Genomic DNA, 24,258 nt, shown 5'->3' on the forward strand with positions numbered 1-24,258 from the left:
GAAGGGTCAGGCGCGGCGGGCGGAGGTCCCCTCGTACCGGTCCAGGAACCCAGCCACCCCGGGCACCGAGCGGTGCGGGCGCAGCACGGAGGCCGTGTCGGCCAGCATCCCGCTGATGCGGGCCGACCGGACGCCGCCCAGCAGCACCAGCACCTGCTCGCCCGCGGCGGCCGCCTCGTCGGGCGCCCCGGCCCGGGCCAGATCGGCGGCGAGTTCGGCCCGGTAGAGCGCCAGGTTCCTGGTGAAGCGGTGGTCCTGCAGGGCGGCGGCACGCCGGGCGTGCGACGCCGCCCGCGGCCACTGCCCCAGCGCCGCCCAGCACTGCGCCTGCAGCGCCTCCGCCTCGGGCTCGGCGAAGAACGACATCCACTCCGGGTCGCGGGCACCGGCCCCCCGGGCGAAGTGGTCGTGGGCGCGGCCGAGCGCCTGCTCGCAGCCCGCGCGGTCCCCCAGCCCCGCCCAGCCGCCCGCCTCGCGCAGTGCCAGCAGCGACAGCAGCCGGGCCGAGCCCACCCGCCGGGCCGCCTGCTGGCCCGCCTGCGCGGTGCGTACGGCCTCCCGGTGGCGCCCGGCGTCCCGCGCCAGGAAGGAGGTGTTGCAGAAGGCATGCGCCTCCAGCGCCGGGTCCCCGGCCACCCGGGCGGTGGCCAGCGCCTCGGCGTAGTGCGAGCGCGCGTCCTCGAAGCGGCCCGAGTCATGGGCCAGCCAGCCCACCGAGAGGGCGAGTTCGCCCGCACCCGCGTGCAGCCGGTCGGCCACGGCGGACCGGGTGGCGGCCCCGGAGTCCAGGAGGGCGTAGGCGGCGTGCAGCGGCTGGGCGGCGCGCACGTAGAGCCCGTCCGCGCCGTGCCGGTCGTCCAGCAGCCGGATGCGGCGCACCGCGTCCTCGACGGCCCGGACCTCGCCCTCACCGACGCGGCGGCGCTGGGAGGGCACCCCGCCGCCTCCGAACCCGAAGGAGGCGGCCGCCACCGTGGCGGACCCGCTGGTCATGAACGCGCGACGCAGCACGTCGCTCTCCTCGTCGATCTCGCTGTCGGTACGGCACCGGCCTCCGCCGGTGGTGCAGGGGCAGCACGGCGGCGGCGCTCCCGCGGGGCCGGTCCCGGCCCCCGGGTCCGGCGGGGCGGCCGCCGGGCGCCTCCGCCCCCGGACCTCCTCCCGGGCGGCGAACCCGAGGTCGGCCAGGGAGCGGCCGGGGAACATGTGCAGGAACACGCGCTCGTAGGCGTAGTTGGGGCAGCGGATCTCCCCGGACTCCACCCGCCCGATGTAGCGGGCGTCGCAGGACACCTGCTCCCCGATCTCGCGCGCGGCCCGTCGGACCGCCGTGGCGAACTCGCCCGGCGAGCGGCTTCCGCGCAGCCGGCGGAAGACGAGATTGGGATGCGCGGGACGGGCCCGTGATGCCCGAGACGACGCCATGGCCGTGCCCTCTCCTGGTGCAGCCGTGTTCCGGCGGGCAAGAACGTACCTGCTGTGGTCGGGGGCTCACACGGGGTTTGACTGCAAAAGGGACATCTCGCCGGTGATCTGCCATGAACCGCCACGCTTTGCGGCGGCGTGCCGCCGTAGCCCCTGACGCCCGGCGGCGTTGAACCACCCGGAGGCCCGCACGGCGCCTCTTCGGGAAGGACGCGCGAGGAGGGGATCCTCTTGGTGGAGCTCGGCATGGAGACCGGCACGGCGCCCCCTGCCGCGGCGGGCCACCGCGCCGCGGCGGACGGCGTCCGCCCCCACGGGCCGGTCGCGCCCCCGCCGTGCGACCTGGTGACCGTGCCGGCCCGCCAGGGGCTGGAGGCGGTCGACATCCTGCGCCGCGGCGGCGACGCCCCCGGGGTGGGGCCGGTCCTCCACGACGGCACGTGCGACACCCTCGGCTTCCTCGTCCCGCCGGGCACGGCCGACTGCTGGGACGTGCCGGGCAGCGCCTGCACCCGGACGCCGGGCCGGGGCCTGCGCCTCGCGGACGTACCCTCCTCGGCTCCTCCCCTCCCCGGCTCGGGCTGGCTGCTGCCCCCGGAGGACGCGGCCGGTGCGCCGCTGACGGACCCGGCGGTGCTGCGGGCCGCGCTCGGGGAGGCGGCCCGGCTGATCGAGGCGGCGGACAACTGCCGCTGAGCGCCCGCCCGGCGCCCGGCCCCCGGGCCCCCTGCCGGCGGCGGGCGGTGCCCCGGCGATAATGGGCCCGTGGGACGGCGCAGGCACAGGGAGCGGGACGGCGGCGTGTTCGTCGAGCGGGTCGACGGCGGCGTCGCCGAGCTGGTGGCCGACCCCGACCGGCCCCGCGCCTGGACCCTGCTGATCGACGGCGCCCCGCAGTCGCACGTCGACCTGGACGACCCCGCCCGCCTCTCCTTCGCCTACCAGCGCCGCCTCGGCCACCTGGTCGACCTCGCCGCACCGCCCGGACGGCCCGTGCACGTCCTGCACCTCGGCGGCGGGGCCTTCACCCTCGCCCGGTACACCGCCGCCACCCGGCCCCGCTCCACGCAGCAGGTCGTGGAGGTGGACGCCGCCCTGGTGCGCCTGGTGCGCGAGAGGCTGCCGCTCGATCCGGGCGCGCGGATCCGGGTCCGCTCCGCCGACGCCCGCGCGGCACTGGCCAAGGTGCCCGAGGGCTGGGCGGACCTGGTGGTCGCGGACGTCTTCGGGGACGCCCGCACCCCGGCGCACCTGACCAGCACCGAGTTCCTCGGCGAGGTGTCGCGCGTGCTCCGGCCCGGCGGACGCTATGCGGCCAACGTCGCGGACGGCCCCCCGCTCGCCCATCTGCGCGGCCAGATCGCCACCGCCGCCGCCGTCTTCCCGGAGCTGGCGCTCGCCGCCGACCCCGCGGTCCTGCGCGGCCGCCGCTTCGGCAACGCCGTGCTCGTCGCCTCCGACGCCCCCCTGCCCGTCGCCGAGTTCACCCGGCGGGTGGCGGGCGACCCCTTCGCCGGACGGGTCGAACACGGGCGGTCCCTGGCCGACTTCAGCGGCGGGGCGGCCCCGGTCGCGGACGCCGCCGCCACCGACTCCCCGGCGCCACCGGCCGACGCCTTCGGCTGAAGGGAGGGCCGGCCCGGCTCACCGCTCGTCGAACTGGACCATCGGCGGGTGGTCGTGCCAGGTACAGAAGACCGACACCTCCCGCCCGTCCCGGGTGAACGTGACCCGGATCCACGTGGGCTGGGTCCACACCTGCATCTGCCACCCCGCCTCCGGCGTGGCCGACACCAGGTCGGCCGCGCTCGCGCCGATGTCGAAGACCACCCGGCCGCCTTCGACGGTGTAGCCCCGCACATCGCCCGCGGCCTCCTGCCGGGCGGGGGAGGGCGAAGGCGCCGGCTCCGCCGGGGCGCTGCTCGCGGGGGACGCCGGGGACGGCGGGGACGCCGGGCCGCTCGGGCCGCGCGGCGAGGGCGTGGGCGACGGCGCCGGCGACACCGGGGACGGCCGCGGCGTGGACGCCGCCTCCGGCGGGCGGGGCGGCGACGCGGTCGCCGTCTGCGCGGTGATCGGCAGGGCGCGCGGACGGTCGTACGCGGTGCCGGCCATGACCGAGTGGACGCCCCACCAGGACAGCGTCACCGCCGCACCGGTGGACAGCGACCACGCCAGGGCGTGTACGAGTCCTCTGCTCACCGGCTCATGGTGCACCACGCAGCCCCCCGCTGTCCCGGCTCCCGGGGTTCACCTCCCCGGAGGACCCGCATCCTCCGGATGGCGTACGGTGCGGCCCATGGCAAGTGTGCTCGTGGTCGAGGACGACCAGTTCGTGCGCTCCGCTCTCATCCGGCACCTCACCGAGGCATCCCACACCGTACGGAGCGTCGGAACGGCCCTGGAGGCGCTGCGGGAGGTCGCCCACCACCGTTTCGACCTGGTCGTCCTGGACCTCGGACTGCCCGATCTGGACGGCGCCGAGGCGCTGAAGATGCTCCGCGGCATCACCGACGTCCCTGTGATCATCGCCACGGCCCGCGACGAGGAGGCGGAGATCGTCCGGCTGCTGAACGACGGCGCGGACGACTACCTCACCAAGCCCTTCTCGGTGGAGCACCTGTCCGCGCGGATGTCGGCCGTGCTGCGCCGGGCCCGCGCCCGGGGCGCCGCGCAGCCTCCGAGCCGGCTCCTGCGCGTCGGCGGCCTGGCCGTCGACCCGCTGCGCCGCCAGGCCGAACTGGACGGCCGCCCCATCGATCTGACCCGCCGTGAGTTCGACCTGCTCGCCTTCCTCGCCGGGCGCCCGGGTGTGGTGGTCCCGCGCAGGGAACTGCTCGCCGAGGTGTGGCAGCAGAGCTACGGCGACGACCAGACCATCGACGTCCACCTCAGCTGGCTGCGCCGGAAGCTCGGCGAGACCGCCGCCCGGCCGCGGTATCTGCACACCCTGCGCGGCGTCGGGGTGAAGCTGGAACCGCCCCCCGACGCCCGGGCCCACCTGCCGGCGGACGTCGCCCACCCGTCCCCGGGCGGCACGGACGGCGGACCGCGGCGATGAGATGGGCCCTGGTCAAGGTGGCGCTCGCGGTCACCGTGATGGTCGTGCTCGCCTTCGCGCTCCCGCTGGGCATCGTCGTCAAGGAGATGGCCCGGGACCGGGCGTTCTCCAACGCCGAGCGCCAGGCGGCCACCATCGCCCCGACGCTCACCGTCACCACCGAGCGCCGGATGCTCGACCGGGCCGTCGAGTCCACCCCGGCCGGGGCCGACGGGCGGATGGCCGTGCACATCCCCTCCACCGGTGAACTCGGCGCCGTCCCGCTGGAGATCGGCATCCGGCGGGCCGCCGTACGCGACATCGCCACCGTGCGGCGCATCGGCCGGGCCTCCATCACCGAGGTCTCCGGCGGCTTCGCCCTGCTGGCCCCGACCGCGATCGGCGCCGGGCGGATCGCGGTGGTCGAGATCTTCGTCCCCGAGGGCGAGGTCTCCAACGGCGTGGACACCGCCTGGCTCGTCCTCGCCGGTGTCGGCACGGCCCTGGTCCTCGGCTCCGTCGCGGTGGCCGACCGGCTCGGCCTGCGCATGGTGCAGCCCGCCCGCCGCCTCGCGGGCGCCGCCAAGGAACTGGGGGAGGGGCGGCTGGGGGCGCGGGTGCCGGAGGAGGGCCCGCCCGAACTCCACTCCGCGGCCGTCGCGTTCAACTCCATGGCCGACCAGGTGGTGCAACTGCTGGCCAACGAGCGGGAACTGGCCGCCGACCTGTCGCACCGGCTGCGCACCCCGCTGACCGTGCTGCGCCTGAACGCCGCCTCGCTGGGCGACAGCGCCGCGGCCGAGCAGACCCGCGAGGCCGTGGCCCAGCTGGAACGCGAGGTCGACACCATCATCCGCACCGCCCGGGAGGCCAAGCCGCAGACCTCCGCCGCGGGGCCGGGAGCCGGCTGCGACGCCGGCGAGGTGGTGCGCGAGCGCATGGGGTTCTGGTCGGCCCTCGCCGAGGACGAGGGGCGCACGGTGCGCGTCGCCGGGGTGGAGCGCCCCGTGCGCATCCCCGTCGCCCGCCCCGAACTGGCCGCGGCCCTGGACGCCCTGCTGGGCAACGTCTTCCGGCACACGCCGGAGGGGACGGCGTTCTCCGTGGACGTCCACAGCACCGAGGAAGCGGTCATCGTCCTGGTCTCCGACGCGGGTCCCGGCATCAGCGACCCCGCGGCCGCCCTGGCCCGCGGCAACAGCGGGGCCCGGGAGGGCTCGACCGGGCTGGGCCTGGACATCGTCCGCCGGGTCGCCGAGGGAACGGGGGGCGATGTGCGCATCGGCCGCTCCGTGCTCGGCGGCACCGAGGTACGCGTCTGGATCGGCCGCGGCACCGGCGCCCGCGCCCGGGGCGAGGGCCGCCGCACCCGGCGGGCCGGGCGGGGGCGCCGGCGGACCGCGGAGGTCTGAACCCGCGTGCGGGCCGGCCGCGCAGCGCCCGGGCGGCAGCCCTGCGGCTTGCGCGAAGGGCTTTCCGTGCTCGGCCGGCCGAGCCGCTCACTGCCGGGGATACGCTCACCCGGTTGGTGACATGGAGGTGAGGGGGAATCGTGGGTTCTCCGTACAACTCCGAGGGAGGCGCACGCTGATGCGGCGACGGCACGGCGCCACAGTGGCGTCGAGCGCGGCGGCGGCCGTCCTGCTCCTGGTGGCCTCCTGCGGGACAGCCGGCCCCGGGGCGCGCGACCAGACGTCGGCCGGTCGCGTGGCCGACCCGTCCGCCTCGGCCCGGTCGGCGTCCCGGACCTGTGAGATCAGCGAGGAGAGGGCGTCCTGCTGTCGGCACCGGCCCGGGAGGCCGGGCCCGTCGTGCTCCCGGCGGGCGAGGGCGTGGGGGCGGCCCAGGGCCCGCCGAGCGGCCCTCTGTTCCCAAGGCGTTCCCGAGAACCGGGAAACGATCAAGGGCTGACCCGTTTCCACAGGTCAGCCCTTGATCTTTCAGGGTGAGTGACGGGACTCGAACCCGCGGCATCCTGGACCACAACCAGGTGCTCTACCAGCTGAGCTACACCCACCATGACCGGTCGTTCTCCCGACCGGCCGAGAAAAAGTGTACAGGGTCCCGGAGGGTGCTCGCGCCACCCTTTTCCCGGAGTGCTCCCGGTCACCCGGAGGGCCGTCCGTGCTCCTCTCCGCCCCGCGGCCGCGGGGCGGAGAGGCACGGGTCAGGAGGGTTCGGCCGGCAGGACGTGCCGGGCGGCGATGGTGCGGGCCGTCTCGCTGTCCGGGCCCGGCTGGGGGACGAAGACCGCCTCCCGGTAGTAGCGCAGCTCCGCGATGGACTCCCGGATGTCCGCGAGGGCCCGGTGGTTGCCGGACTTCTCGGGGCTGTTGAAGTAGGCCCGCGGGTACCAGCGGCGCGCCAGCTCCTTGACGGAGGAGACGTCGACGATCCGGTAGTGGAGGTGCCCTTCCAGGGCGGGCATGTCCCGGGCGAGGAAGCCCCGGTCGGTGCCGACCGAGTTCCCGCACAGCGGGGCCTTGCCGGGCTCCTTGACGTGCTCGCGGACATAGGCGAGGACCCGGGCCTCGGCGTCCTGGAGCGTGGTGCCGCCCGCGAGCTCGTCGAGCAGTCCGGAGGAGGTGTGCATCTGGCGCACCACCTCGGGCATCGTCTCCAGGGCCCCGTCCGGCGGGCGGATCACGATGTCCACGCCGTCGCCGAGCACGTTCAGTTCCGAGTCGGTGACCAGTGCGGCCACCTCGATGAGTGCGTCGTCCGCCAGCGAGAGCCCGGTCATCTCGCAGTCGATCCACACCATGCGATCGTTCATGCGCCCTACCCTATGGGGCGGGACGCGTACGGGCCCGGGGTCGTGTACACCCCGGGCCCGTACCCGTCCCTGTCCTACGGCAGTCCGCGCTGCCCGGGCAGGCCGACCCGGGCGTAGACCTCGGGTCCGCCGCGGCCCGGCTCCGGAGCGCCCGGCAGGCCGGGCGCTCCCCGCCGTCCCACCGCCTGGGCCTGCACCGGCACGGCCGTGTCGGCCAGGGGCACGGGCCCCGGGTCGCCCTGCGGCCGGCGCGCGCGGTAGGCCGCCCGGTAGGCCGCCGGGGACGAGCCCAGCTGCCGCCGGAAGTGGCCGCGCAGGGCCACCGGCGAGCGGAAGCCGCACCGGCCCGCGACCTCGTCGACGGAGTAGTCGGAGGTCTCCAGCAGGCGCTGCGCCTGCAGCACGCGCTGGGTGATCAGCCACTGCAGCGGTGCCGAGCCCGTCAGCGAGCGGAAGCGGCGGTCGAACGTCCGGCGGCTCATGTACGCGCGGGCCGCCAGCGTCTCCACGTCGAACTGCTCGTGGAGGTGCTCCAGCGCCCAGGAGACCACCTCGGCCAGCGGGTCGGAGCCGATCTCCTCCGGCAGGGACCGGTCGAGGTACCGCTCCTGCCCGCCGCTGCGGCGCGGCGGTACGACGAGCCTGCGGGCCAGTGCGCCGGCAGCCTCGGTGCCGTGGTCGGTGCGCACGATGTGCAGGCAGAGGTCGATCCCGGCGGCCGTGCCCGCCGAGGTGAGGACGTCGCCGTCGTCGACGAAGAGCTCCCGCGGGTCCACGTGGACCGACGGGTAGCGCTTGGCGAGCGTCGGCGCGTACATCCAGTGCGTGGTCGCCGGGCGGCCGTCGAGCAGCCCGGCCGCGGCCAGCACGAACGCACCGGTGCACAGCCCGACGATCCGGGCGCCCTCCTCGTGCGCCCTGCGCAGGGCCTCCAGCGCCTCGGGCGGTGGCGGCGAGGTGATCGACCGCCAGGCCGGGACCACCACGGTGCCCGCCCTGCTGATCGCCTCCAGGCCGTACGGCGTGGACAGTTCCAGGCCCCCCGTGGTCCTCAGCGGGCCGTCCTCGCCACCGCAGACAAGCAGGCGGTAGCGCGGCACTCCGGCGTCCTGGCGGTCGATCCCGAACACCGAGAGCGGAATGGAACTCTCGAATATGGGGCCGCCGCTGAACAGCAGCACAGCAACGACTTCCCGGCGCCGGCGGCCGGAGAGCTTCCGTGCTGCCTCCGGTGCGGCGGAGTCCTGACTCATGACGCTAAGCCCCCCTCGAAGTGCGCGTCTCCCCGTTCGTTTCGGGCCTTTCGCTCCTGCACGTTTCCCCTCGGTTCTGCACGAGTCCCCCGGCCTTCGATACTCATGATCGAATCTACTGTGTCGCGTGGCGCCGTTGTGCCAAGTTCGGTGTGACCCGCTATGTCGACTTGGCCACTTGGCGTGATGCATTCGATCACGAAGCGTTCCATCCGAGGGGCCCGCAGGGAAGTGGCAGCGCCGGTCATGGCCCGTCCCCGTAGGGTGCCTGAGCCGCCCATACGCCTCTTCTCGCTGGTGGCGCAGGGGTTGGAGGGGGGTTTCGCCATGTCGGCCCCGATGACGTGAAGTTGGCTGAAACACGACCCCTTGTGCGCTCGTGATGCGCCGAATTCGTGTGCGCCGTTCCGTGCGCCGTGCGCGCCCCGGCCGGACGCCCGAGGTGCGCCGCTCCGCGGCCCCGGTCCTCCGCCCCTCCGTGCCCCCGCGCCCGGACCCCTCCGGTCAACGACCGCCGTGGTGGCCCGGTCACGGTGGGTCGCCACGTACCGGCGGCGTGCGCGCGGCCCTCCGCCCCGCGCGGTGCGGTCTGGGGGCTCCGGGACAAGCTGCATCGGCCATGCGGCGTTGCCATCGCCGGGAGGCTCGGGCATGCTCCCCTGAAGCCCGGTGCATGAGGCGCCGGGCTTCTGGGCAGGAGAGGAGTGGCGCCGTACCCTTGGGGTACGGGTTGGGAAGATGATTCCCGGACACCGCCCCGCCGCCTGTCCACCCCGAGACCCCGCCCCTCCCACGAGGATCTTCTTCGCCGAGACACCGATGGCCGGTCACGAAACCCCCGAACCCGCGGACCGCAAGCAGGCGACCGACGCACTGTCGGGCCTGCAGGCGGCCGAAGAGGCGTGCCACGCGTGTGACCCCGCCTTCCAGCACGGCGTCGTCGTCGGCTTCGACGGTTCCACCTCCAGCGAGCGGGCCCTGGCCTACGCCATCGGGCTGGCCAGCCGTTCCGGCTCGGGGCTGATCATCGTCCATGTGGCGAACCGCCTGCCCACCACGGTCTGGGCGGGCTGCGAGCCGCCCGTCTTCGTCGACGTCCCGGACCACCGCACCGAGGTGCTGGGCCTGGAACTCGCCTGCGCCGACTACCTGGCCGAGGTGCCCTGGATCCTGGTCGAGCGGGGCGGGGACATCTGCCACGAGCTGGAGGAGGTCGGCCGCGAGTACTCGGCCGACGCCATCGTCGTCGGCTCCACCCACGGTCTGGTGGGGCGGCTTTTCGGCTCGGTCGCCGGACGCCTCGCGCGCCGCGCGCAGCGGCCCGTGATCGTGATCCCCTAGCGCACCGTCCCGCAGCCCGCAGCCCGCAGCCCGCAGCCCGCAGCCCGCAGCCCGCAGCCCGCAGCCCGCAGCCCGCAGCCCGCAGCCCGCACCGCCTCCGGCGCCCGCCCCTGCCCGCGGACGGACGGGGGGCCCGGCGGGCCGACTCCCTCCGCCCTGCAGCCGGTTCCGGGCTCCCCGCGGGGCCGCGGCCCCCGCAGGGACCCGCCGGTGCTCCGGGACCGGCCGGCGCCCGCAGGGACCTGCGGAAGCCAGCCGGCCCCGTCGGGAAGGGGAACGCCCTCCTGCGCGCAGGAGGGCGTTCCCGTGACCCGTGCCCGTCCCCCCCCGCCCCGCGGGCGGAGCGGCGGGCCGGGCGCGGCTACTCCACGGTGACGGACTTCGCCAGGTTGCGCGGCTTGTCGATGTCCCGGCCCAGGGCCAGCGCCGTGTGGTAGGCCAGCAGCTGGAGCGGGATGCCCATGAGGATCGGGTCCAGCTCGTCCTCGTTCTTCGGCACCACGATGGTGTGGTCGGCCTTCTCCTGCTCCCGGTGGGCGACGGCCAGTATCCGGCCGGAGCGGGCCTTGATCTCCTCCATGGCCGCGCGGTTCTTCTCCAGCAGCTCGTCGTCCGGCACGATCGCGACGGTCGGGAGCGCGGGCTCGATCAGGGCCAGCGGGCCGTGCTTGAGCTCGGAGGCCGGGTACGCCTCGGCGTGGATGTAGGAGATCTCCTTGAGCTTGAGCGAGGCCTCCAGGGCCACCGGGTAGCCGCGCACCCGCCCGATGAACATCATCGACTTGGCGTCCGCGTACTGGGCGGCGAGCTTCTTGATCTCGTCCTCGGTCTCGAGGATCTCGCTGATCTGGGCGGGCAGCTTGCGCAGGCCCTCGATGATCCGCTTGCCCTCGGCCACCGAGAGGTCGCGGATGCGGCCGAGGTGAAGGGCGATCAGCGCGAAGGCCACCACGGTGTTGGTGAAGCACTTCGTGGAGACGACGCAGACCTCGGGGCCGGCGTGCACATAGGTGCCCCCGTCCGCCTCGCGGGCGATCGCCGAGCCGACCACGTTGACGACGCCGAGGACGCGACCGCCCTTGCGCTTGAGCTCCTGGACGGCCGCCAGCACGTCGTAGGTCTCGCCGGACTGGGAGACGGCGATGTAGAGGGTGTCGGGGTCCACCACCGGGTTGCGGTAGCGGAACTCGGAGGCGGGCTCGGCGTCGGCCGGGATGCGGGCCAGGGACTCGACGAGCCCGGCGCCGATCAGGCCCGCGTGGTAGGAGGTGCCGCAGCCGAGGATCTTGACGCGCCGGATGCCGCGGGCCTCGCGGGCGTCCAGGTTGAGTCCGCCGAGGTGCACGGTGCTGAAGCGGTCGTCGATCCGGCCGCGCAGCACGCGGTCCACCGCGTCCGGCTGCTCGCAGATCTCCTTGTGCATATAGGTGTCGTGGCCGCCCATGTCGTAGGACTCGGCCTCCCACTCCACGGTGGTGGGCGTCGCCGTGGTGGTCGAGCCCTCGGTGGTGTAGGTGCGGAAGTCGTCGGCCTTGAGGGTGGCCATCTCGCCGTCGTCGAGGGTGACGACCTGGCGGGTGTGGGCGACGAGCGCGGCGACGTCGGAGGCGACGAACATCTCCTTCTCGCCGATGCCGAGGACGACCGGAGAGCCGTTGCGGGCGACGACGATGCGGTCCGGGAACGCGGCGTGCATCACGGCGATGCCGTAGGTGCCCTCGACCAGCCGCAGCGCCTCGCGCACCTTCTCCTCCAGGGTCTTCGCCTGGGAGCGCGCGATCAGGTGGGTGAGGACCTCGGTGTCGGTCTCCGAGGCGAAGACGACACCGTCCGCCTCCAGCTTGGCCCGCAGCTCGGAGGCGTTGTCGATGATGCCGTTGTGGACGACGGCGACCTCGCTGTCCGGGGACAGGTGCGGATGGGCGTTCTCGTCACTGGGGGCGCCGTGGGTGGCCCAGCGGGTGTGGGCGATGCCGGTGGTCCCGGAGAAGCGCTTGGGGACGCGGGCTTCCAGGTCGCGGACGCGCCCCTTGGCCTTGACCATCTTCAGGGCCGCCGACTTGGGGCTGTTGATCACCACGCCCGCCGAGTCGTAGCCCCGGTACTCCAGCCGCTGCAGGCCTTCGAGCAGCAGCGGCGCCACGTCGCGCCTGCCGATGTAACCGACGATTCCGCACATATGAAGAGATGCCCTCCGTAGTTCCGGTGTGTGCCCGGGTGGACGATCCTGCCGTCAGCCGTAGACCATGCGGCGCAGCTGCCGGAGCGAGAGCTCCGGCGGTGCGACGGCGCGGTGCGGCAGCTCGGCCGCGATCCGCTCGAAGATCTCCGTGTTCACCGCGCCGCCGGACTGCATCTCGCGATGACGGCGGCGGACGAACTCCTCCGTCGTCTCGTCGAAGTACGCCAGCACGTCGAGGACCACGCGGGCGGCCTCGCCGCGAGGGAGCGGCGTGGTGCGCACCAGATGGTCGACGAGGTCGTCGTGGGACGACGGGCGGTGTTCGAGCACCCGTAGATAGTGGGCGACGGGGCCTCTCCACGCAAGAATCCTGCCCGGTATCGGGCAGGATTCTGGGTTTCCCAGGGTTTGATGCTGCGATATGCCCTGTTTCGGGGGATTCTCCGGGGTCCCGGGCGTGCGGTCGGTCCGGGTGACCCCGGTCACCCGGCCGGGCGGCCGTCGCAACCGGGCCCGGCGGCAACCGTGCCCGGCGGCAACCGGGCCCGGAGCCCGCACCGGCGCCCGGCGGCAGGGACCGTGTCCCGCCGGGCACCGGCCGTGCCGAGGGGGCGTCCGCGCGGCCCTGCGGCCGGGCGCGGACACCCCGGGCTCAGCGCGCGAAGCGCGCGACCGGGTTCGCCAGCGTGCCGACGAACTGGAGGGCGGCCGAGGGGTCGGCCAGGTCCACCATCTGCTGGTTGTTCCGCAGCTGGAGCCGGTTGAGGCAGGACAGCGCGAACTCCCCGGCGAAGACGTCGTACCGGGCGAACCGGTCCGCGAACTGCGGCATCGCGTCCTGGTAGCCGTGCACGCACTCGGCGACCGTGCCCCAGAACTCCTCCTCCGCCAGCACGCCCTCGGCGGCGAGGGTCGCCCCGAGGAAGCGGAAGAAGCAGTCGAAGACGTCCGTGAAGACCGACAGGATCCGCTCCTCCTCGGGGATGTCGGCCCGGATGCGCTCCACGGCCGGCGGCAGGACCGCGTCCGGGTCCATCACCACGATCTCCTCGGCGATGTCCTTGAAGATCGCGCGGTCCACGGCGCCGTCCTCGCCGATGACCAGGATCACGTTCTCGCCGTGGGGCATGAACACCAGGTCGTAGGCGTAGAAGGTGTGCAGCACCGGCACCAGGTAGGCGTCCAGGTAGCGGCGCAGCCACTCCTTCGGGGAGAGCGGCGAGCGGGCGATCAGCGCCCCGGCGTAGGAGGCGCCCTCGCGGTCGGTGTGCAGCAGCGCGGCCATGGTGGCCAGGCGCTGCCCCTCGTCCAGGGAGGGCACCGGGCTCTCGCGCCACAGCGCGGCGAGCATCTTGCGGTAGGGCGAGTAGCGGTCGGTGGCTGCCTCGTACTCCAGGTGCCGGTAGCCCACCGCCGCCCGCTCCCGGATGATCGAGAAGCGCGCCTTCCGCAGCACGTCGTCCTCGTCGACCAGCCGTGCCAGCCAGTCGTTGATGGCGGGGGTGGCCTCCATATAGGCGGCCGACAGGCCCCGCATGAAGCCCATGTTGAGGACCGACATGGCCGTCTTGACGTAGTGCTTCGCGGGGGCGCTGGTGTTGAAGAAGGTGCGGATGGACTGCTGCGCCAGATACGTGTCGGCACCGGTGCCCAGGTAGACCAGGCGCTGCTGTGCCACCTCCGCCGCGAAGGTGACCGAGATCTTGTTGCGCCACTGCCAGGGGTGCACGGGGATCAGCAGGTAGTCCGCGAAGTCCAGGCCCCGGGCGGCGAGGGTCTCGGCGAAGCCGTCGACGGCGGCGTCCCCGAGTTCGGCGCGGACGAAGGCCTCGTACTCGATCCCGGCACCCGCGGTGAAGGCGGCACGCTCGCGCGAGGCGGCCAGCCACACCAGGTGGACGTCGGAGGCGGCCTCGGGAGCGTAGGCGTGGTACTCCTCGATGTCGAAGCCGAGGCGGCCGTTGTTGGCGACGAAGCAGGGGTGGCCCTCGGTCATCCCCGTCTCGACCGCCTGGAAGCCGGCCTCCGCGAGCTCGGCCGCGCTCAGGGCGGGCGCCGCCGCCTTGTAGGCGCTGCCCGCCAGGGTGGAGGAGATCTCCTCCAGGTACACGGGCAGGACCGCGTCGCCCAGCCCGAGGGCGCCGCGCAGCTCGATCACGAACTGCAGCGCGTCCAGCGGGAGTACGGCCCCCTCGCGGTGGCGGGTGATCGACCCGGGGTCGATCACCCAGTGGTCCAGGGCGTAGCGCTCGGCGGTGAAGCGGTACTCGGTGGCGCCGTCGTCGGAGCGCACCCGGTAGCCGCCCCCGGCGAGGGCCACGGGGGTGAGCAGGCGCTCGTGCGCGAACTCGGCCAGCGCCTTGCGGACGAGCAGCCGGTTGGCGAGGGCCCAGCGGTCCGGGGTCAGATGGGCGACGGGGTTCATGCGGCACCTCCCGTGGCCCGTTCGAACTGCTCCCGGGTGCAGAAGCTGAGCAGGGCCTCCTTCTCCGGCTTGGTGATCTTCTCGACGGGCACGAAGCCCACCGCCTCGTTGAGCCGGTGGACGGCCGTGTTGGCGACGTCGGGTTCGACGACGACCCGCCGGGTCGCCGGGTCGGCGAACAGCTCGCGCATCACGGCCGTGATCACCGCCAGGGTGAAGCCGTGGATCGGGGTGTCCGACGGTGCGACGAGGAAGTGCATCCCCACGTCCCCCGGCTGCGGCTCGTAGAGGCCGACCAGTTCGACGTGGCGGGGGTCGTAGTGCTCCATCAGGAAGGCGGGCTCCCCGTCGTGGAGCCCGAGGAGGGCGTGGTGGTGCTCGTGGGCGGCGATGCGCAGGTACTCGCTCTCGACGTCCTCCGGGCGGGCGTCCTGCATCATCCAGTAGGCCGCCTTGGGGTGGGTCACCCAGCGGTGCAGTACGTCCGCGTCGGCCCGGGGGTCGAGCGGGCGCACGGTGAGGCGGCCGACGGCCTGCGTGCTCATACGGAGAACTCCTGGAAGGCGATGGTCTTCTCGACCGGGTAGTACGCGGTGCCGAGCAGCTCGCGGATGATGCAGGCGTTGCGGTACGGGCCCATCCCGAGGTCGGGCGAGGTGATCGAGTGGGTGTGGACACCGGCGTTCTGGAGGAAGATCTCCCGCCCCGCGGTGTCGATGCTGTAGTTGCGCGCCACGTCGAAGCGCCCGCGGCCGTCGAGGCGGATGCGGTCGGCGACCGGCTTCAGGAACTCCGGCGCGGTGTAGCGGTAGCCGGTGGCGAGGACCAGGCCCTCGGTCTCGATCGTGTAGTCCTTGCCCTGCTCCTGCTGGCGCAGCCCGAGGGTGTACACGCCGTCCTCGTGGGTGACGGACTCCAGGGAGGAGTTGGTCAGCAGGCGGGTGGGCACGGGCCCGGAGAGGTTCTTCTGGTAGAGCAGGTCGAAGATCGCGTCGATCAGCTCCGAGTCGATCCCCTTGAACAGGCCCTTCTGCGCGGTCTCCAGCGCGTAGCGGGTGTCCTCGGGCAGCGCGTGGAAGTAGTCGATGTACTCCGGGGAGGTCATCTCCAGCGTGAGCTTGGTGTACTCCAGCGGGAAGAAGCGCGGGGAGCGGGTGACCCAGTTGAGCCGGTAGCCGTGGACGTCGATCTCGGAGAGCAGGTCCTGGTAGATCTCGGCGGCGCTCTGGCCGCTGCCGACCACGGTGATGGAGCGCTTCCGCCGGAGCGCGTCCCGGTGCTCCATGTAGCGCGAGTTGTGCAGCAGGTCGCCGCCGGCGCCCCGGCACGCCTCGGGCAGGTGGGGCGGGGTGCCGGTGCCCAGGACGATCCGGCGCGCCGCGTAGGTCTGGTCCGCGGTGCGCACCAGGTAGACCTCGCCCTCCGCGTCGTACTCGACGGCGGTGACGGTCGTGGAGAAGCGGATGCTGCTCAGCCGGGCCGCGGCCCAGCGGCAGTAGTCGTCGTACTCCACCCGCAGCGGGTAGAAGTTCTCCCGGATGTAGAAGGAGTACAGCCGGCCCTTCTCCTTCAGGTAGTTGAGGAAGGAGTAGGGAGAGGTCGGGTCGGCGAGCGTCACCAGGTCGGACATGAACGGCGTCTGGAGGTGGGCGCCCTCCAGGAACATCCCGGAGTGCCACTCGAAGTCCGGCTTGGACTCCAGGAACAGGCCGTTCAGCTCGTCGATGGGCTCGGTGAGGCAGGCCAGACCCAGGTTGAAGGGGCCGAGGCCGATCCCGATGAAGTCGTACGCCTCGTGGGCACGCGCGGCACGCGGGGGACGGGCATCAGGAAGCGTGGACAAGGTTCTCTCCAAGGAACTGCTCGGCGTGGCCGGCTATCAGGTCGAGGACGGCCGTGATGTCGCCGACGGTCGTCTCGGGGTTCAGCAGGGTGAACTTCAGGTACTGGCGGCCGCCCACGGTGGTGCCCGCGACCACGGCCTCGCCGGAGGCGAAGAGCGCCTTGCGGGCGTGCAGGTTGGCCTGGTCGACGAGCTCGGGGCGGGTTCCGGCCTCCGGGACGTACCGGTAGACCAGGGTGGACAGGCTGGGGCGGACCACCACCTCGTAGCGCGGGTCGGCGTCGAGGAGCTCCCAGCCGGCGGCGGCGAGCTCGCACACCTCGTCGAAGAGCCGGCCCACGCCGTCGGCGCCCATCACCCGCAGCGTCATCCAGAGCTTGAGGGCGTCGAACCGCCGGGTCGTCTGGAGCGACTTGTCCACCTGGTTGGGGATCCTCTCCGCCACCGTGCGGCGGGGGTTGAGGTAGTCGGCGTGGTACGTGGCATGGCGCAGCGTGGCGGCGTCGCGGACCAGCAAGGCCGAGGAACTCACCGGCTGGAAGAAGGACTTGTGGTAGTCGACGGTGACGGAGTCGGCGCGCTCGATGCCGTCGAGCAGGTGGCGCCGGGTGGGGGAGGCGAGCAGTCCGCAGCCGTAGGCGGCGTCGACGTGCATCCAGGCGCCGTACTGCGCGGCCAGGGCGGCGATCTCGGGCAGCGGGTCGATGGATCCGAAGTCGGTGGTGCCGGCCGTGGCGACCACGGCCATGGGCACCAGGCCCTCGCTGACGCAGCCCATCAACTCGGCCTCCAGCGCGACGGCCTGCATGCGCTTGTGGCCGTCGGTGGGGACGGAGACGACGGCGTCGGGGCCGAGCCCGAGCAGGGTGGCGGACTTCTGGACGCTGAAGTGGCTGCACTCGGAGGTGAAGATGCGCAGCCTCGACAGCTCCGGGGCCGACGCCTCCTGCCGGGCCAGGAGGAGCGCCTGGAGGTTGGATTGGGTGCCGCCGGAGGTGAACACGCCGTCCGCGGCCGGGCCGAGGCCGATCCGCTCCGCGGTCCAGTCGATGAGCCTGCGCTCGATCAGGGTGCCGCCGGCGCTCTGGTCCCAGGTGTCCAGGGAGGAGTTCACGGCCGAGAGGACCGCCTCGCCGACCACGGCCGGGATGACCACCGGGCAGTTGAGGTGGGCCAGGTAGCGGGGGGAGTGGAAGTAGACCGCGTCGCGGAGGTACAGCTCCTCCAGCTCGTCGAGCGCGGCACCGGTGTCGCCGAGCGGCCGGTCGAGGTCGACGGCGTCGACGGCGGGTGCGAGGGCGTCGGGGGTCACTCCCGTGAACGGCCGCCGGGTCGCGGCGAGTTTGGCCGCCACCCGCCCGACTCCGTCGGCCACGGAGCGGCGGTAGTGCTCGGCCGTCGTGTCATTGAGCAGGTGCGAGCGCATGCATGGCCCTTCCGGGTGCGGGGGGTGGTCGTTCCTGGACGGAGGACGGGGCGGAACGCGACACGGGAACGAAGACTTAGGTTAGCCTAACCTATGGTCCGAACGGGCTTGATTCGGCGGCCCGTTGTCCGGCTGTGCTGTTCTTCACACGGCGCCTCCGCCCGCCCGGTACGCGCGGACGCGCGTCCCGTTCCGTCGGTGCGGGTGCGGGTGCGGGTGCGGGTGCGGGTGCGGGGGTGCCGTGCCGGTGCGTGCTCGGTCCGGGGCTCAGTCCGCCGCGGGCTGCTGCCGCAGCCCGTCCTCGCTGAGGCCGCGCTTCCAGTAGCCGACGAAGGTCACCCGCCCCTTGTCGATGCGGCGCTCGTTCACCAGATGGCGCCGGAGCCGCTTCACGCTCCCCGACTCGCCGGCGATCCACGCATAGGGCACGCCCCGCGGGAACCCGGCCGCGGCCACCGCCTCCGCGGCACCGGGCGCCTGCTCGTCGCGGACCAGCCAGGTGACCTCGGCGTCCGCCGCGGTGGGAAGCTCCGTGCGGTCCCCGGCGTGCGGCACCTCCAGCCATACCCGGGCGGGCATGCCCTCCGGCAGCCACCGGAGGATCGCGGCGGCGGCGGGCAGCGCCGTCTCGTCGCCCCACAGCAGCACCCAGTCGGTGCCCTCGGGAGGACGGAAGCGCACCGCGGTGTTGTCCGCGACGGCCGGGCCGAGGACGGTGACCCGGTCGCCCGCCGCGGCGGAGAGCGCCCAGCGGCACGCGGGGCCGCCGTCCTCGTGCACCGCGAAGTCGATGTCCAGCTCGCCCGCCCCGGGGCGCTGCTCCCGGACGGTGTAGGAGCGCATCACGGCCCGCTCGCCCTCCGGCAGCGCGCGCCAGGCGCCGAGCACGGCGTGCATGTCGCCCGCCTCGCGGGGCACCACGGGGGCCTGCTGGCCGGGGTGCGGGAGGAACAGCGACAGGGACTGGTCGCGCCCTCCGGCGGCGAAGTGCTCCAGCTCCTCGCCGCCGAAGGTGACGCGGACCAGGGACGGGCCGAGCCGCCTCGTCCGGTCGACCCGCAGGTCGAAGAAGCGGAACGGGGCCGGCCCGGCCTGCGGCCGCATCGTCAGGAGACCTTCCTGGCGTTCTCGATGGCCTCGGCCAGGTCCTCCAGGATCGGAGCGCACTTGGCGTAGGAGTAGACGGGCTCGGTGACCCGCGGGACGACCTGGCCGGCCTTGACGGCCGGCAGCCCCGCCCAGGTGGGCTTGCCCTTCTTCAGGTCCGCGTCCTGGAGGGTGCCGGTGCGGTTGTCGAGCATGATCACATCGGCCTTGTAGGTGGCGACGTTCTCCCAGCTCAGCTCCTCGAAGAAGCCCTGCTCGTTCGGCTTCGGCTCGACGAACTTCAGGCCCAGCTCCTGGAAGTAGAGCGTGTCGGCGCTCATCTTCGGGACGGAGACGTAGAACAGGTCCTGGGAGCCGGAGCCGATGAGCACGGTGATCTCGGGCTTGGACTTGGCGGCCCGGCGCAGGCGCTCCGCGGCGGCCTCGAAGCGCGCCTTGGCGTCCGCGACCTTCTTGTCCTTCAGGTCGGCGCCCAGCGACTCGGCCAGCTCGGCGCGGCGGGCCAGAGCCTTGGGCATCGTGGTCCCGGCGGCCCACAGGGCGACGCTCGGGGCCAGGCCGAGGATCTTGTCCTTGGACTCGTCCGGCACGTACCACAGGGAGTCCTGCGTCCACATGTCGGTGACGAGGAGCTCGGGGGCGAGGGCCGCGTACTTCTCGACGTTGAACTCGCCCCAGACGTTGCCCAGGATCTCCAGCTTGTCCACGTTCAGGTCGCCGGCCTGGACGTCGGGCTTGCCCTCGGGGGTCTTGGTCGGGCCGAACACGCCCTTGACCTCGACGCCGTAGTCGTACAGCGCGGCGGCGGTGCCGGTGAAGGCGACGATGTTCTTCGGGACGGACTTCTGCTCGGCGGTCCGGCCGCGGTCGTCCTTGAAGGACCAGGCGCCGGTGTCCTCGGCGGCCTTCTCCCCGCTCTTGCCCGTGCTCTCGGTGTCGTCTCCGCCGCCGCAGGCGGCGAGCGCGGCGCCGAGCCCGAGGGCGCCGCCGGCGGCGAGGAGGCCGCGGCGAGTGAGGTGGGAAGCTCGGGCGTTGGGCATGATGAGTCCGCTTTCGTGCGTGCCGATTCGGCCACTCCGGCCAGGTCCGAAGGTAGGTTAGCCTAACCTCAGATCTTGTCCATAGGGGCCCGGAGCGCCCGGCCCGTGCCGCCGTGTGACCTTGGCCACGGGCCGCGCGACGCGCCCCTGCGCGGACGAACCGGCCGTGCTGCGCCGCGAGGACGTGCGGCAGGTGACGGCGCGCCCCCGTGCGGACGATTCGGCAGGGGCGCGCCGCCGGACGGGTCGCGGGGCCCGTCCGGCGGGATCGGCTGCGGGGGCGGCGGCCCGGGCCGCCGCCCGGCTCAGGAGGCCATCAGGCCCAACTCCCGCGCGATCAGCATCCGCTGCACCTCGCTGGTGCCCTCGCCGATCTCCAGGATCTTGGAGTCCCGCCACATCCGGGCCACCGGGTACTCGTTCATGAACCCGTAGCCGCCGTGGATCTGGGTGGCCTCGCGGGCGTTGTCCACGGCCACCGTCGAGGAGTACAGCTTCGCCAGCGCGGCCTCCTTCTTGAACGGCTCGCCCAGCACCAGGCGGGAGGCGGCGTCGCGCCAGCCGACCCGTGCCATGTGCGCCCGCATCTCCATGTCGGCGATCTTGAACTGCACGGCCTGGTTGTCGCCGATCGGGCGGCCGAACGCCTCCCGCTCGCGGGCGTACTTGACCGACTCGTCCACACAGCCCTGCGCCAGGCCGGTGGCCAGCGCCGAGATGGCGATCCGGCCCTCGTCGAGGATGCGCAGGAACTGGGCGTACCCGCGGCCCTCCTCGCCCAGCAGGTTCGCCGCCGGGACCCGGACGTCGCTGAAGGACAGCTCGCGGGTGTCGGAGGCGTTCCACCCCACCTTGGAGTAGGGGGCGGCCACCGTGAAGCCGGGGGTGCCGGAGGGGACGATGATGGAGGAGATCTCCGGACGGCCGTCGGCCTTGCGGCCCGTCACCGCCGTGACCGTGACCAGGCCGGTGATGTCGGTGCCGGAGTTGGTGATGAAGCACTTGGAGCCGTTGATCACCCACGCGTCGCCGTCCCGGACGGCGGTGGTGCGGGTGCCGCCCGCGTCCGAGCCGGCGCCCGGCTCGGTCAGCCCGAAGGCGCCGAGCATCTCGCCCGAGCACAGCTTCGGCAGCCACTCGCGCTTCTGCTCCTCGGTGCCGAAGCGGTAGACGGGCATCGCGCCGAGCGAGACGCCCGCCTCCAGGGTGATGGCGACCGAGGAGTCGACCCGGGCCAGCTCCTCCAGCACGATGCCCAGCGCCAGGTAGTCACCGCCCATGCCGCCGTACTCCTCGGGGAACGGCAGGCCGAACAGGCCCATGCGGCCCATCTCGCGGATGATCTCGTACGGGAACTCGTGGCGCTCGTAGAAGTCGCCGATCTTCGGAGCTATCACGTCGTGCGCGAACTCCTCGACGGTGCGACGGAGTTCCTCGTGCTCCTCGGAGAGCCGGTGGTCCAGGGACATCGTGTGTCACTCCTTGTGGGAGAGGGCGCGGACGGTACGGGAGGGGCTGGGTCGGCCCAGCTGGTCGGCCATCCAGACACTGGTGTCGATGAGGCGGCCGAGGTCGACCCCGGTCTGGATGCCGAGGCCGTCGAGCATCCACACGAGGTCCTCGGTGGCGAGATTGCCCGTGGCGCTCTTGGCGTAGGGGCAGCCGCCCAGGCCGCCCGCCGAGGCGTCCACCGTGGTGACGCCGTGCTGGAGCGCGGCCAGGGTGTTGGAAAGGGCCTGGCCGTAGGTGTCGTGGAAGTGGACGGCGACCGACGACACCGGAACCCCCGCCTCCGTCAGCGCGCCCAGCAGCGCGCCCACATGGCCGGGGGTGGCGACGCCGATCGTGTCGCCGAGGCTGAGCTCGTCGCAGCCCATCGCCACCAGGCGGCGGCACACCTCGACCACCTGGCCGACGGGCACCGCGCCCTCCCAGGGGTCGCCGAAGCACATCGACACATAGCCGCGCACCCGCAGGCCGCTCTCCACGGCCCGTATGGCGACCGGCTCGAACATGGCCAGCGAGGCGTCGACGGTGCGGTTGAGGTTGGCCCGGGCGAAGGACTCGGTGGCGCTGGCGAACACGGCCACCTCCCGCGCCCCGAGTGCCAGGGCGCGGTCCAGGCCGCGGTCATTGGGCACCAGTACCGGCAGCCGGACCCCCGACAGCCCGGAGAGCATCGGGTACAGCTGCTCGGCATCCGCCAGCTGGGGGACCCACCGGGGATGGACGAAGCTCGTGGCCTCGACCGTGTCCAGGCCGGCGCCGGCCAGGCGGTGGACGAACTCCGCCTTGACCTCCGTCGGCACCACGGACGCCTCGTTCTGCAGGCCGTCGCGCGGGCCGACTTCGTGGATGCGGACCCGCTCGGGGAGCCCCGGGGCCCGGACCGTCATCGGAAGGGCCGTCACTTCTCCTCCCGGGCGGGCGTCCCGGCGGTGTCCCCGGAGCCCTCGGTGTGCTCCTCGGGGACGACCACGGCCAGCACCTGGTCCATGGCGACCGTGGAACCGGCGGTCACGTCGAGTTCGGCGACCGTCCCGGCGTGCGGCGCGGAGATGACGTGCTCCATCTTCATCGCCTCGACCACCAGCAGGCTCTGCCCGGCCGCCACCGTGTCGCCGACGGCGACCTTGACGACCGTGACCGTGCCCGGCATCGGGGCCGCCAGGGTGTCGGCACCGGCGTGCCCGGCTCCCGACAGGGAGGCCGCGACCGGGTCGTGGTCGGCGACGTGCCAGGAGTCGCCGTCCCGCCCGAGCCAGTCGCCCGCCCGCCGGAAGGTGTGGGTGACGCCGTGCAGCTCCACGGTGACCGCGTCGTGCGACACGCGCGGCGCGGCCGAGGGGGCCGGTGCGTGGACGACGGGCTCCCGCCCCGGCACCCGCAGCGGGAAGGCCGGTGCGGCGTGGGCGCCGCCCATCCGCCAGCCGCTCGGCACCGAGAAGGGGTCCGTCCAGCCGCCGCCCCGCGGGGCGAGCGCCTCGGCGCGCACGGCGGCCGCCGCCTCGTACACCTCGGCGGGGACCCCCTCCGGGAGGAGCGAGTCGACCTCCCGCTCCACCAGGCCGGTGTCCATCTCCCCGCTCACCACGTCGGGGTGGGCGAGCAGGCGGCGCAGGAACCCGGCGTTCGTCGGCACACCGAGGGTGACCGTCGCGGCGAGCGCGGCGCGCAGCCTGCGCAGCGCCGTCGCACGGTCCGGGCCGTAGGCGATGACCTTGGAGAGCATCGGGTCGTAGAGGCTGCCGACTTCGGCGCCCTCGCTGAGACCCGAGTCGGTGCGCACGCCCTCGCCCTGGGGCTCGTGCAGCCGCAGCACCGTGCCGCCGGAGGGGAGGAAGCCCCGCGAGGGGTCCTCGGCGCAGATCCGGGCCTCGACCGCGTGGCCGGTGAGGGCGATGTCCTCCTGGCCGAAGGGCAGCGGCTCCCCGGCCGCGACCCGCAGCTGCCACTCCACCAGGTCCAGGCCGGTGACCAGCTCCGTCACCGGGTGCTCCACCTGGAGGCGGGTGTTCATCTCCATGAAGTAGTACTGCGAGGGGTCGGTGCCCGGCACGATGAACTCCACCGTCCCGGCGCCGCGGTAGCCGCAGGAGCGGGCCGCCTGCACGGCCGCCTCGCCCATCGCGGCCCGGGTCGCCTCGTCCAGCAGGACCGAGGGGGCCTCCTCGATGATCTTTTGGTGGCGGCGCTGGAGGGAGCACTCGCGCTCCCCGAGGTGCACGACGTTGCCGTGGCCGTCGGCCAGGACCTGGATCTCGATATGGCGGGGGCGGTCGATCCAGCGCTCCACCAGCAGGGTGTCGTCGCCGAAGGAGGCGCGGGCCTCGCGCCGCGCGGCGGCGATCTCGTCCCTCAGGGCCGACTCGACCCGGGTGAGCCGCATGCCCTTGCCGCCGCCGCCCGCGGAGGGCTTCAGCAGCACCGGCATGCCGATGCGGCGGGCGGCCTCGGCCAGCTGCTCGTCGGTCAGTCCGCTCCCCGAGGAGCCGGGGACGACGGGCACGCCCGCCGCGCGCACCGTCTCCTTGGCGCGGATCTTGTCCCCCATCAGCGAGATCGCCGACGCGGGGGGCCCGATGAAGACCAGGCCCGCTTCGGCGCAGGCCTGGGCGAAGCCCGCGTTCTCGGCGAGGAAGCCGTAGCCGGGGTGGACCGCCTGGGCGCCGGTGCGGGCCGCCGCGTCCAGCAGGCGGTCGGCGGACAGATAGCTCTCGGCGGCCGGCGCGGGGCCGATGCGCACGGCGGTGTCCGCCTCGCGGACATGGCGGGCGCCGGCGTCGGCGTCGCTGAAGACGGCGACCGAGCGGACGCCGAGGGAGCGCAGGGTGCGGATGACCCGGACGGCGATCTCGCCCCGGTTGGCCACGAGCACGGTGTCGAACATCGTCATGGTG

20 protein-coding genes and 1 tRNA gene are annotated in these 24,258 nt (G+C 73.6%); 5 read left to right on the forward strand and 16 right to left on the reverse strand.

From position 1 onward, the window contains the following. Positions 1–6: 6 nt before the first annotated feature. The gene (locus ACGF15_RS23535) at positions 7–1,425 is read right to left on the reverse strand and encodes a tetratricopeptide repeat protein (protein ID WP_345611018.1); all 1,419 of its coding nucleotides are present in this window, start codon (positions 1,423–1,425) and stop codon (positions 7–9) included. 246 nt (positions 1,426–1,671) lie between these two features. Here ACGF15_RS23535 and ACGF15_RS23540 point away from each other — a divergent pair, with 246 nt between their 5' ends. After that, entirely contained in the window at positions 1,672–2,121 is a 450-nt protein-coding gene (locus ACGF15_RS23540) for a hypothetical protein (RefSeq protein WP_345611016.1), read from the forward strand. A gap of 69 nt (positions 2,122–2,190) precedes the next feature. Further along, complete coding sequence (locus ACGF15_RS23545) at positions 2,191–3,051, forward strand: spermidine synthase (RefSeq protein WP_392801680.1); 861 nt, start codon at positions 2,191–2,193, stop codon at positions 3,049–3,051. Between the two features lie 18 nt (positions 3,052–3,069). Here the strand turns inward: ACGF15_RS23545 and ACGF15_RS23550 are convergent, their stop codons facing one another. Then, positions 3,070–3,627, reverse strand: coding sequence for a hypothetical protein (locus tag ACGF15_RS23550; protein WP_345611009.1), 558 nt, complete (start codon positions 3,625–3,627; stop codon positions 3,070–3,072). A gap of 97 nt (positions 3,628–3,724) precedes the next feature. Between ACGF15_RS23550 and ACGF15_RS23555 the strand changes: the two genes are divergently transcribed. Together ACGF15_RS23555 and ACGF15_RS23560 are read left to right on the forward strand one after the other, a co-directional pair. Continuing rightward, positions 3,725–4,486 (forward strand): response regulator transcription factor, encoded by a 762-nt coding sequence (locus ACGF15_RS23555; RefSeq protein ID WP_362607051.1) that lies wholly within the window; start codon positions 3,725–3,727, stop codon positions 4,484–4,486. Next, complete coding sequence (locus ACGF15_RS23560) at positions 4,483–5,877, forward strand: sensor histidine kinase (protein WP_392801684.1); 1,395 nt, start codon at positions 4,483–4,485, stop codon at positions 5,875–5,877. Before ACGF15_RS23555 ends, ACGF15_RS23560 begins: the two co-directional genes overlap by 4 nt. Positions 5,878–6,409: 532 nt before the next feature. Here the strand turns inward: ACGF15_RS23560 and ACGF15_RS23565 are convergent. From ACGF15_RS23565 to ACGF15_RS23575, 3 genes are all read right to left on the reverse strand, one after another. Then, a tRNA-His gene (locus ACGF15_RS23565) sits at positions 6,410–6,482 on the reverse strand. Positions 6,483–6,632: 150 nt separating this feature from the next. Next, positions 6,633–7,241 carry an oligoribonuclease gene (gene orn, locus ACGF15_RS23570; protein ID WP_345610997.1) on the reverse strand — a complete coding sequence of 203 codons (609 nt, stop codon included), beginning with the start codon at positions 7,239–7,241 and terminating at the stop codon, positions 6,633–6,635. Between the two features lie 74 nt (positions 7,242–7,315). After that, entirely contained in the window at positions 7,316–8,494 is a 1,179-nt protein-coding gene (locus ACGF15_RS23575; RefSeq protein WP_362607058.1) for a helix-turn-helix domain-containing protein, read from the reverse strand. Between the two features lie 819 nt (positions 8,495–9,313). Here ACGF15_RS23575 and ACGF15_RS23580 point away from each other — a divergent pair. After that, positions 9,314–9,835: a universal stress protein gene (locus ACGF15_RS23580; protein ID WP_256523243.1), complete on the forward strand. Its 522-nt coding sequence runs from the start codon at positions 9,314–9,316 to the stop codon at positions 9,833–9,835. A gap of 361 nt (positions 9,836–10,196) precedes the next feature. Here ACGF15_RS23580 and glmS read toward each other — a convergent pair whose 3' ends face one another. From glmS to ACGF15_RS23635, 11 genes are all read right to left on the reverse strand, one after another. After that, positions 10,197–12,014: a glutamine--fructose-6-phosphate transaminase (isomerizing) gene (gene glmS, locus ACGF15_RS23585; protein ID WP_362607061.1), complete on the reverse strand. Its 1,818-nt coding sequence runs from the start codon at positions 12,012–12,014 to the stop codon at positions 10,197–10,199. 54 nt (positions 12,015–12,068) lie between these two features. Continuing rightward, on the reverse strand, positions 12,069–12,347 hold the full coding sequence (locus ACGF15_RS23590; RefSeq protein ID WP_345610988.1) for a hypothetical protein: 279 nt from the start codon (positions 12,345–12,347) through the stop codon (positions 12,069–12,071). Between the two features lie 322 nt (positions 12,348–12,669). Beyond that, on the reverse strand, positions 12,670–14,442 hold the full coding sequence (locus ACGF15_RS23595; RefSeq protein ID WP_392801691.1) for an IucA/IucC family protein: 1,773 nt from the start codon (positions 14,440–14,442) through the stop codon (positions 12,670–12,672). Continuing rightward, a complete protein-coding gene (locus ACGF15_RS23600) occupies positions 14,439–14,987 on the reverse strand; it encodes a GNAT family N-acetyltransferase (protein ID WP_345610982.1) in 549 nt (182 codons plus the stop codon). The genes ACGF15_RS23595 and ACGF15_RS23600 overlap by 4 nt, the downstream gene beginning before the upstream one ends. Beyond that, positions 14,984–16,285 carry a lysine N(6)-hydroxylase/L-ornithine N(5)-oxygenase family protein gene (locus ACGF15_RS23605; protein ID WP_376427672.1) on the reverse strand — a complete coding sequence of 434 codons (1,302 nt, stop codon included), beginning with the start codon at positions 16,283–16,285 and terminating at the stop codon, positions 14,984–14,986. Before ACGF15_RS23605 ends, ACGF15_RS23600 begins: the two co-directional genes overlap by 4 nt. After that, the gene (locus ACGF15_RS23610; protein WP_392801695.1) at positions 16,269–17,711 is read right to left on the reverse strand and encodes a pyridoxal phosphate-dependent decarboxylase family protein; all 1,443 of its coding nucleotides are present in this window, start codon (positions 17,709–17,711) and stop codon (positions 16,269–16,271) included. The genes ACGF15_RS23605 and ACGF15_RS23610 overlap by 17 nt, the downstream gene beginning before the upstream one ends. Before the next feature lie 267 nt (positions 17,712–17,978). Beyond that, positions 17,979–18,815 carry a siderophore-interacting protein gene (locus tag ACGF15_RS23615; protein ID WP_345610977.1) on the reverse strand — a complete coding sequence of 279 codons (837 nt, stop codon included), beginning with the start codon at positions 18,813–18,815 and terminating at the stop codon, positions 17,979–17,981. A 2-nt stretch (positions 18,816–18,817) separates the two neighbouring features. Continuing rightward, a complete protein-coding gene (locus ACGF15_RS23620) occupies positions 18,818–19,858 on the reverse strand; it encodes an ABC transporter substrate-binding protein (RefSeq protein WP_392801699.1) in 1,041 nt (346 codons plus the stop codon). A 305-nt stretch (positions 19,859–20,163) separates the two neighbouring features. Beyond that, positions 20,164–21,327: an acyl-CoA dehydrogenase family protein gene (locus tag ACGF15_RS23625; protein WP_392801703.1), complete on the reverse strand. Its 1,164-nt coding sequence runs from the start codon at positions 21,325–21,327 to the stop codon at positions 20,164–20,166. A 6-nt stretch (positions 21,328–21,333) separates the two neighbouring features. Continuing rightward, positions 21,334–22,254: a hydroxymethylglutaryl-CoA lyase gene (locus ACGF15_RS23630; RefSeq protein WP_392801937.1), complete on the reverse strand. Its 921-nt coding sequence runs from the start codon at positions 22,252–22,254 to the stop codon at positions 21,334–21,336. Positions 22,255–22,265: 11 nt separating this feature from the next. Beyond that, positions 22,266–24,248, reverse strand: a complete 1,983-nt coding sequence (locus tag ACGF15_RS23635; RefSeq protein WP_392801940.1) for an acetyl-CoA carboxylase biotin carboxylase subunit — start codon at positions 24,246–24,248, stop codon at positions 22,266–22,268. Positions 24,249–24,258: the final 10 nt, after the last annotated feature.

Source organism: Streptomyces sp. NPDC048001 (assembly GCF_043203115.1).
Classification (GTDB): domain Bacteria; phylum Actinomycetota; class Actinomycetes; order Streptomycetales; family Streptomycetaceae; genus Streptomyces; species Streptomyces sanyensis.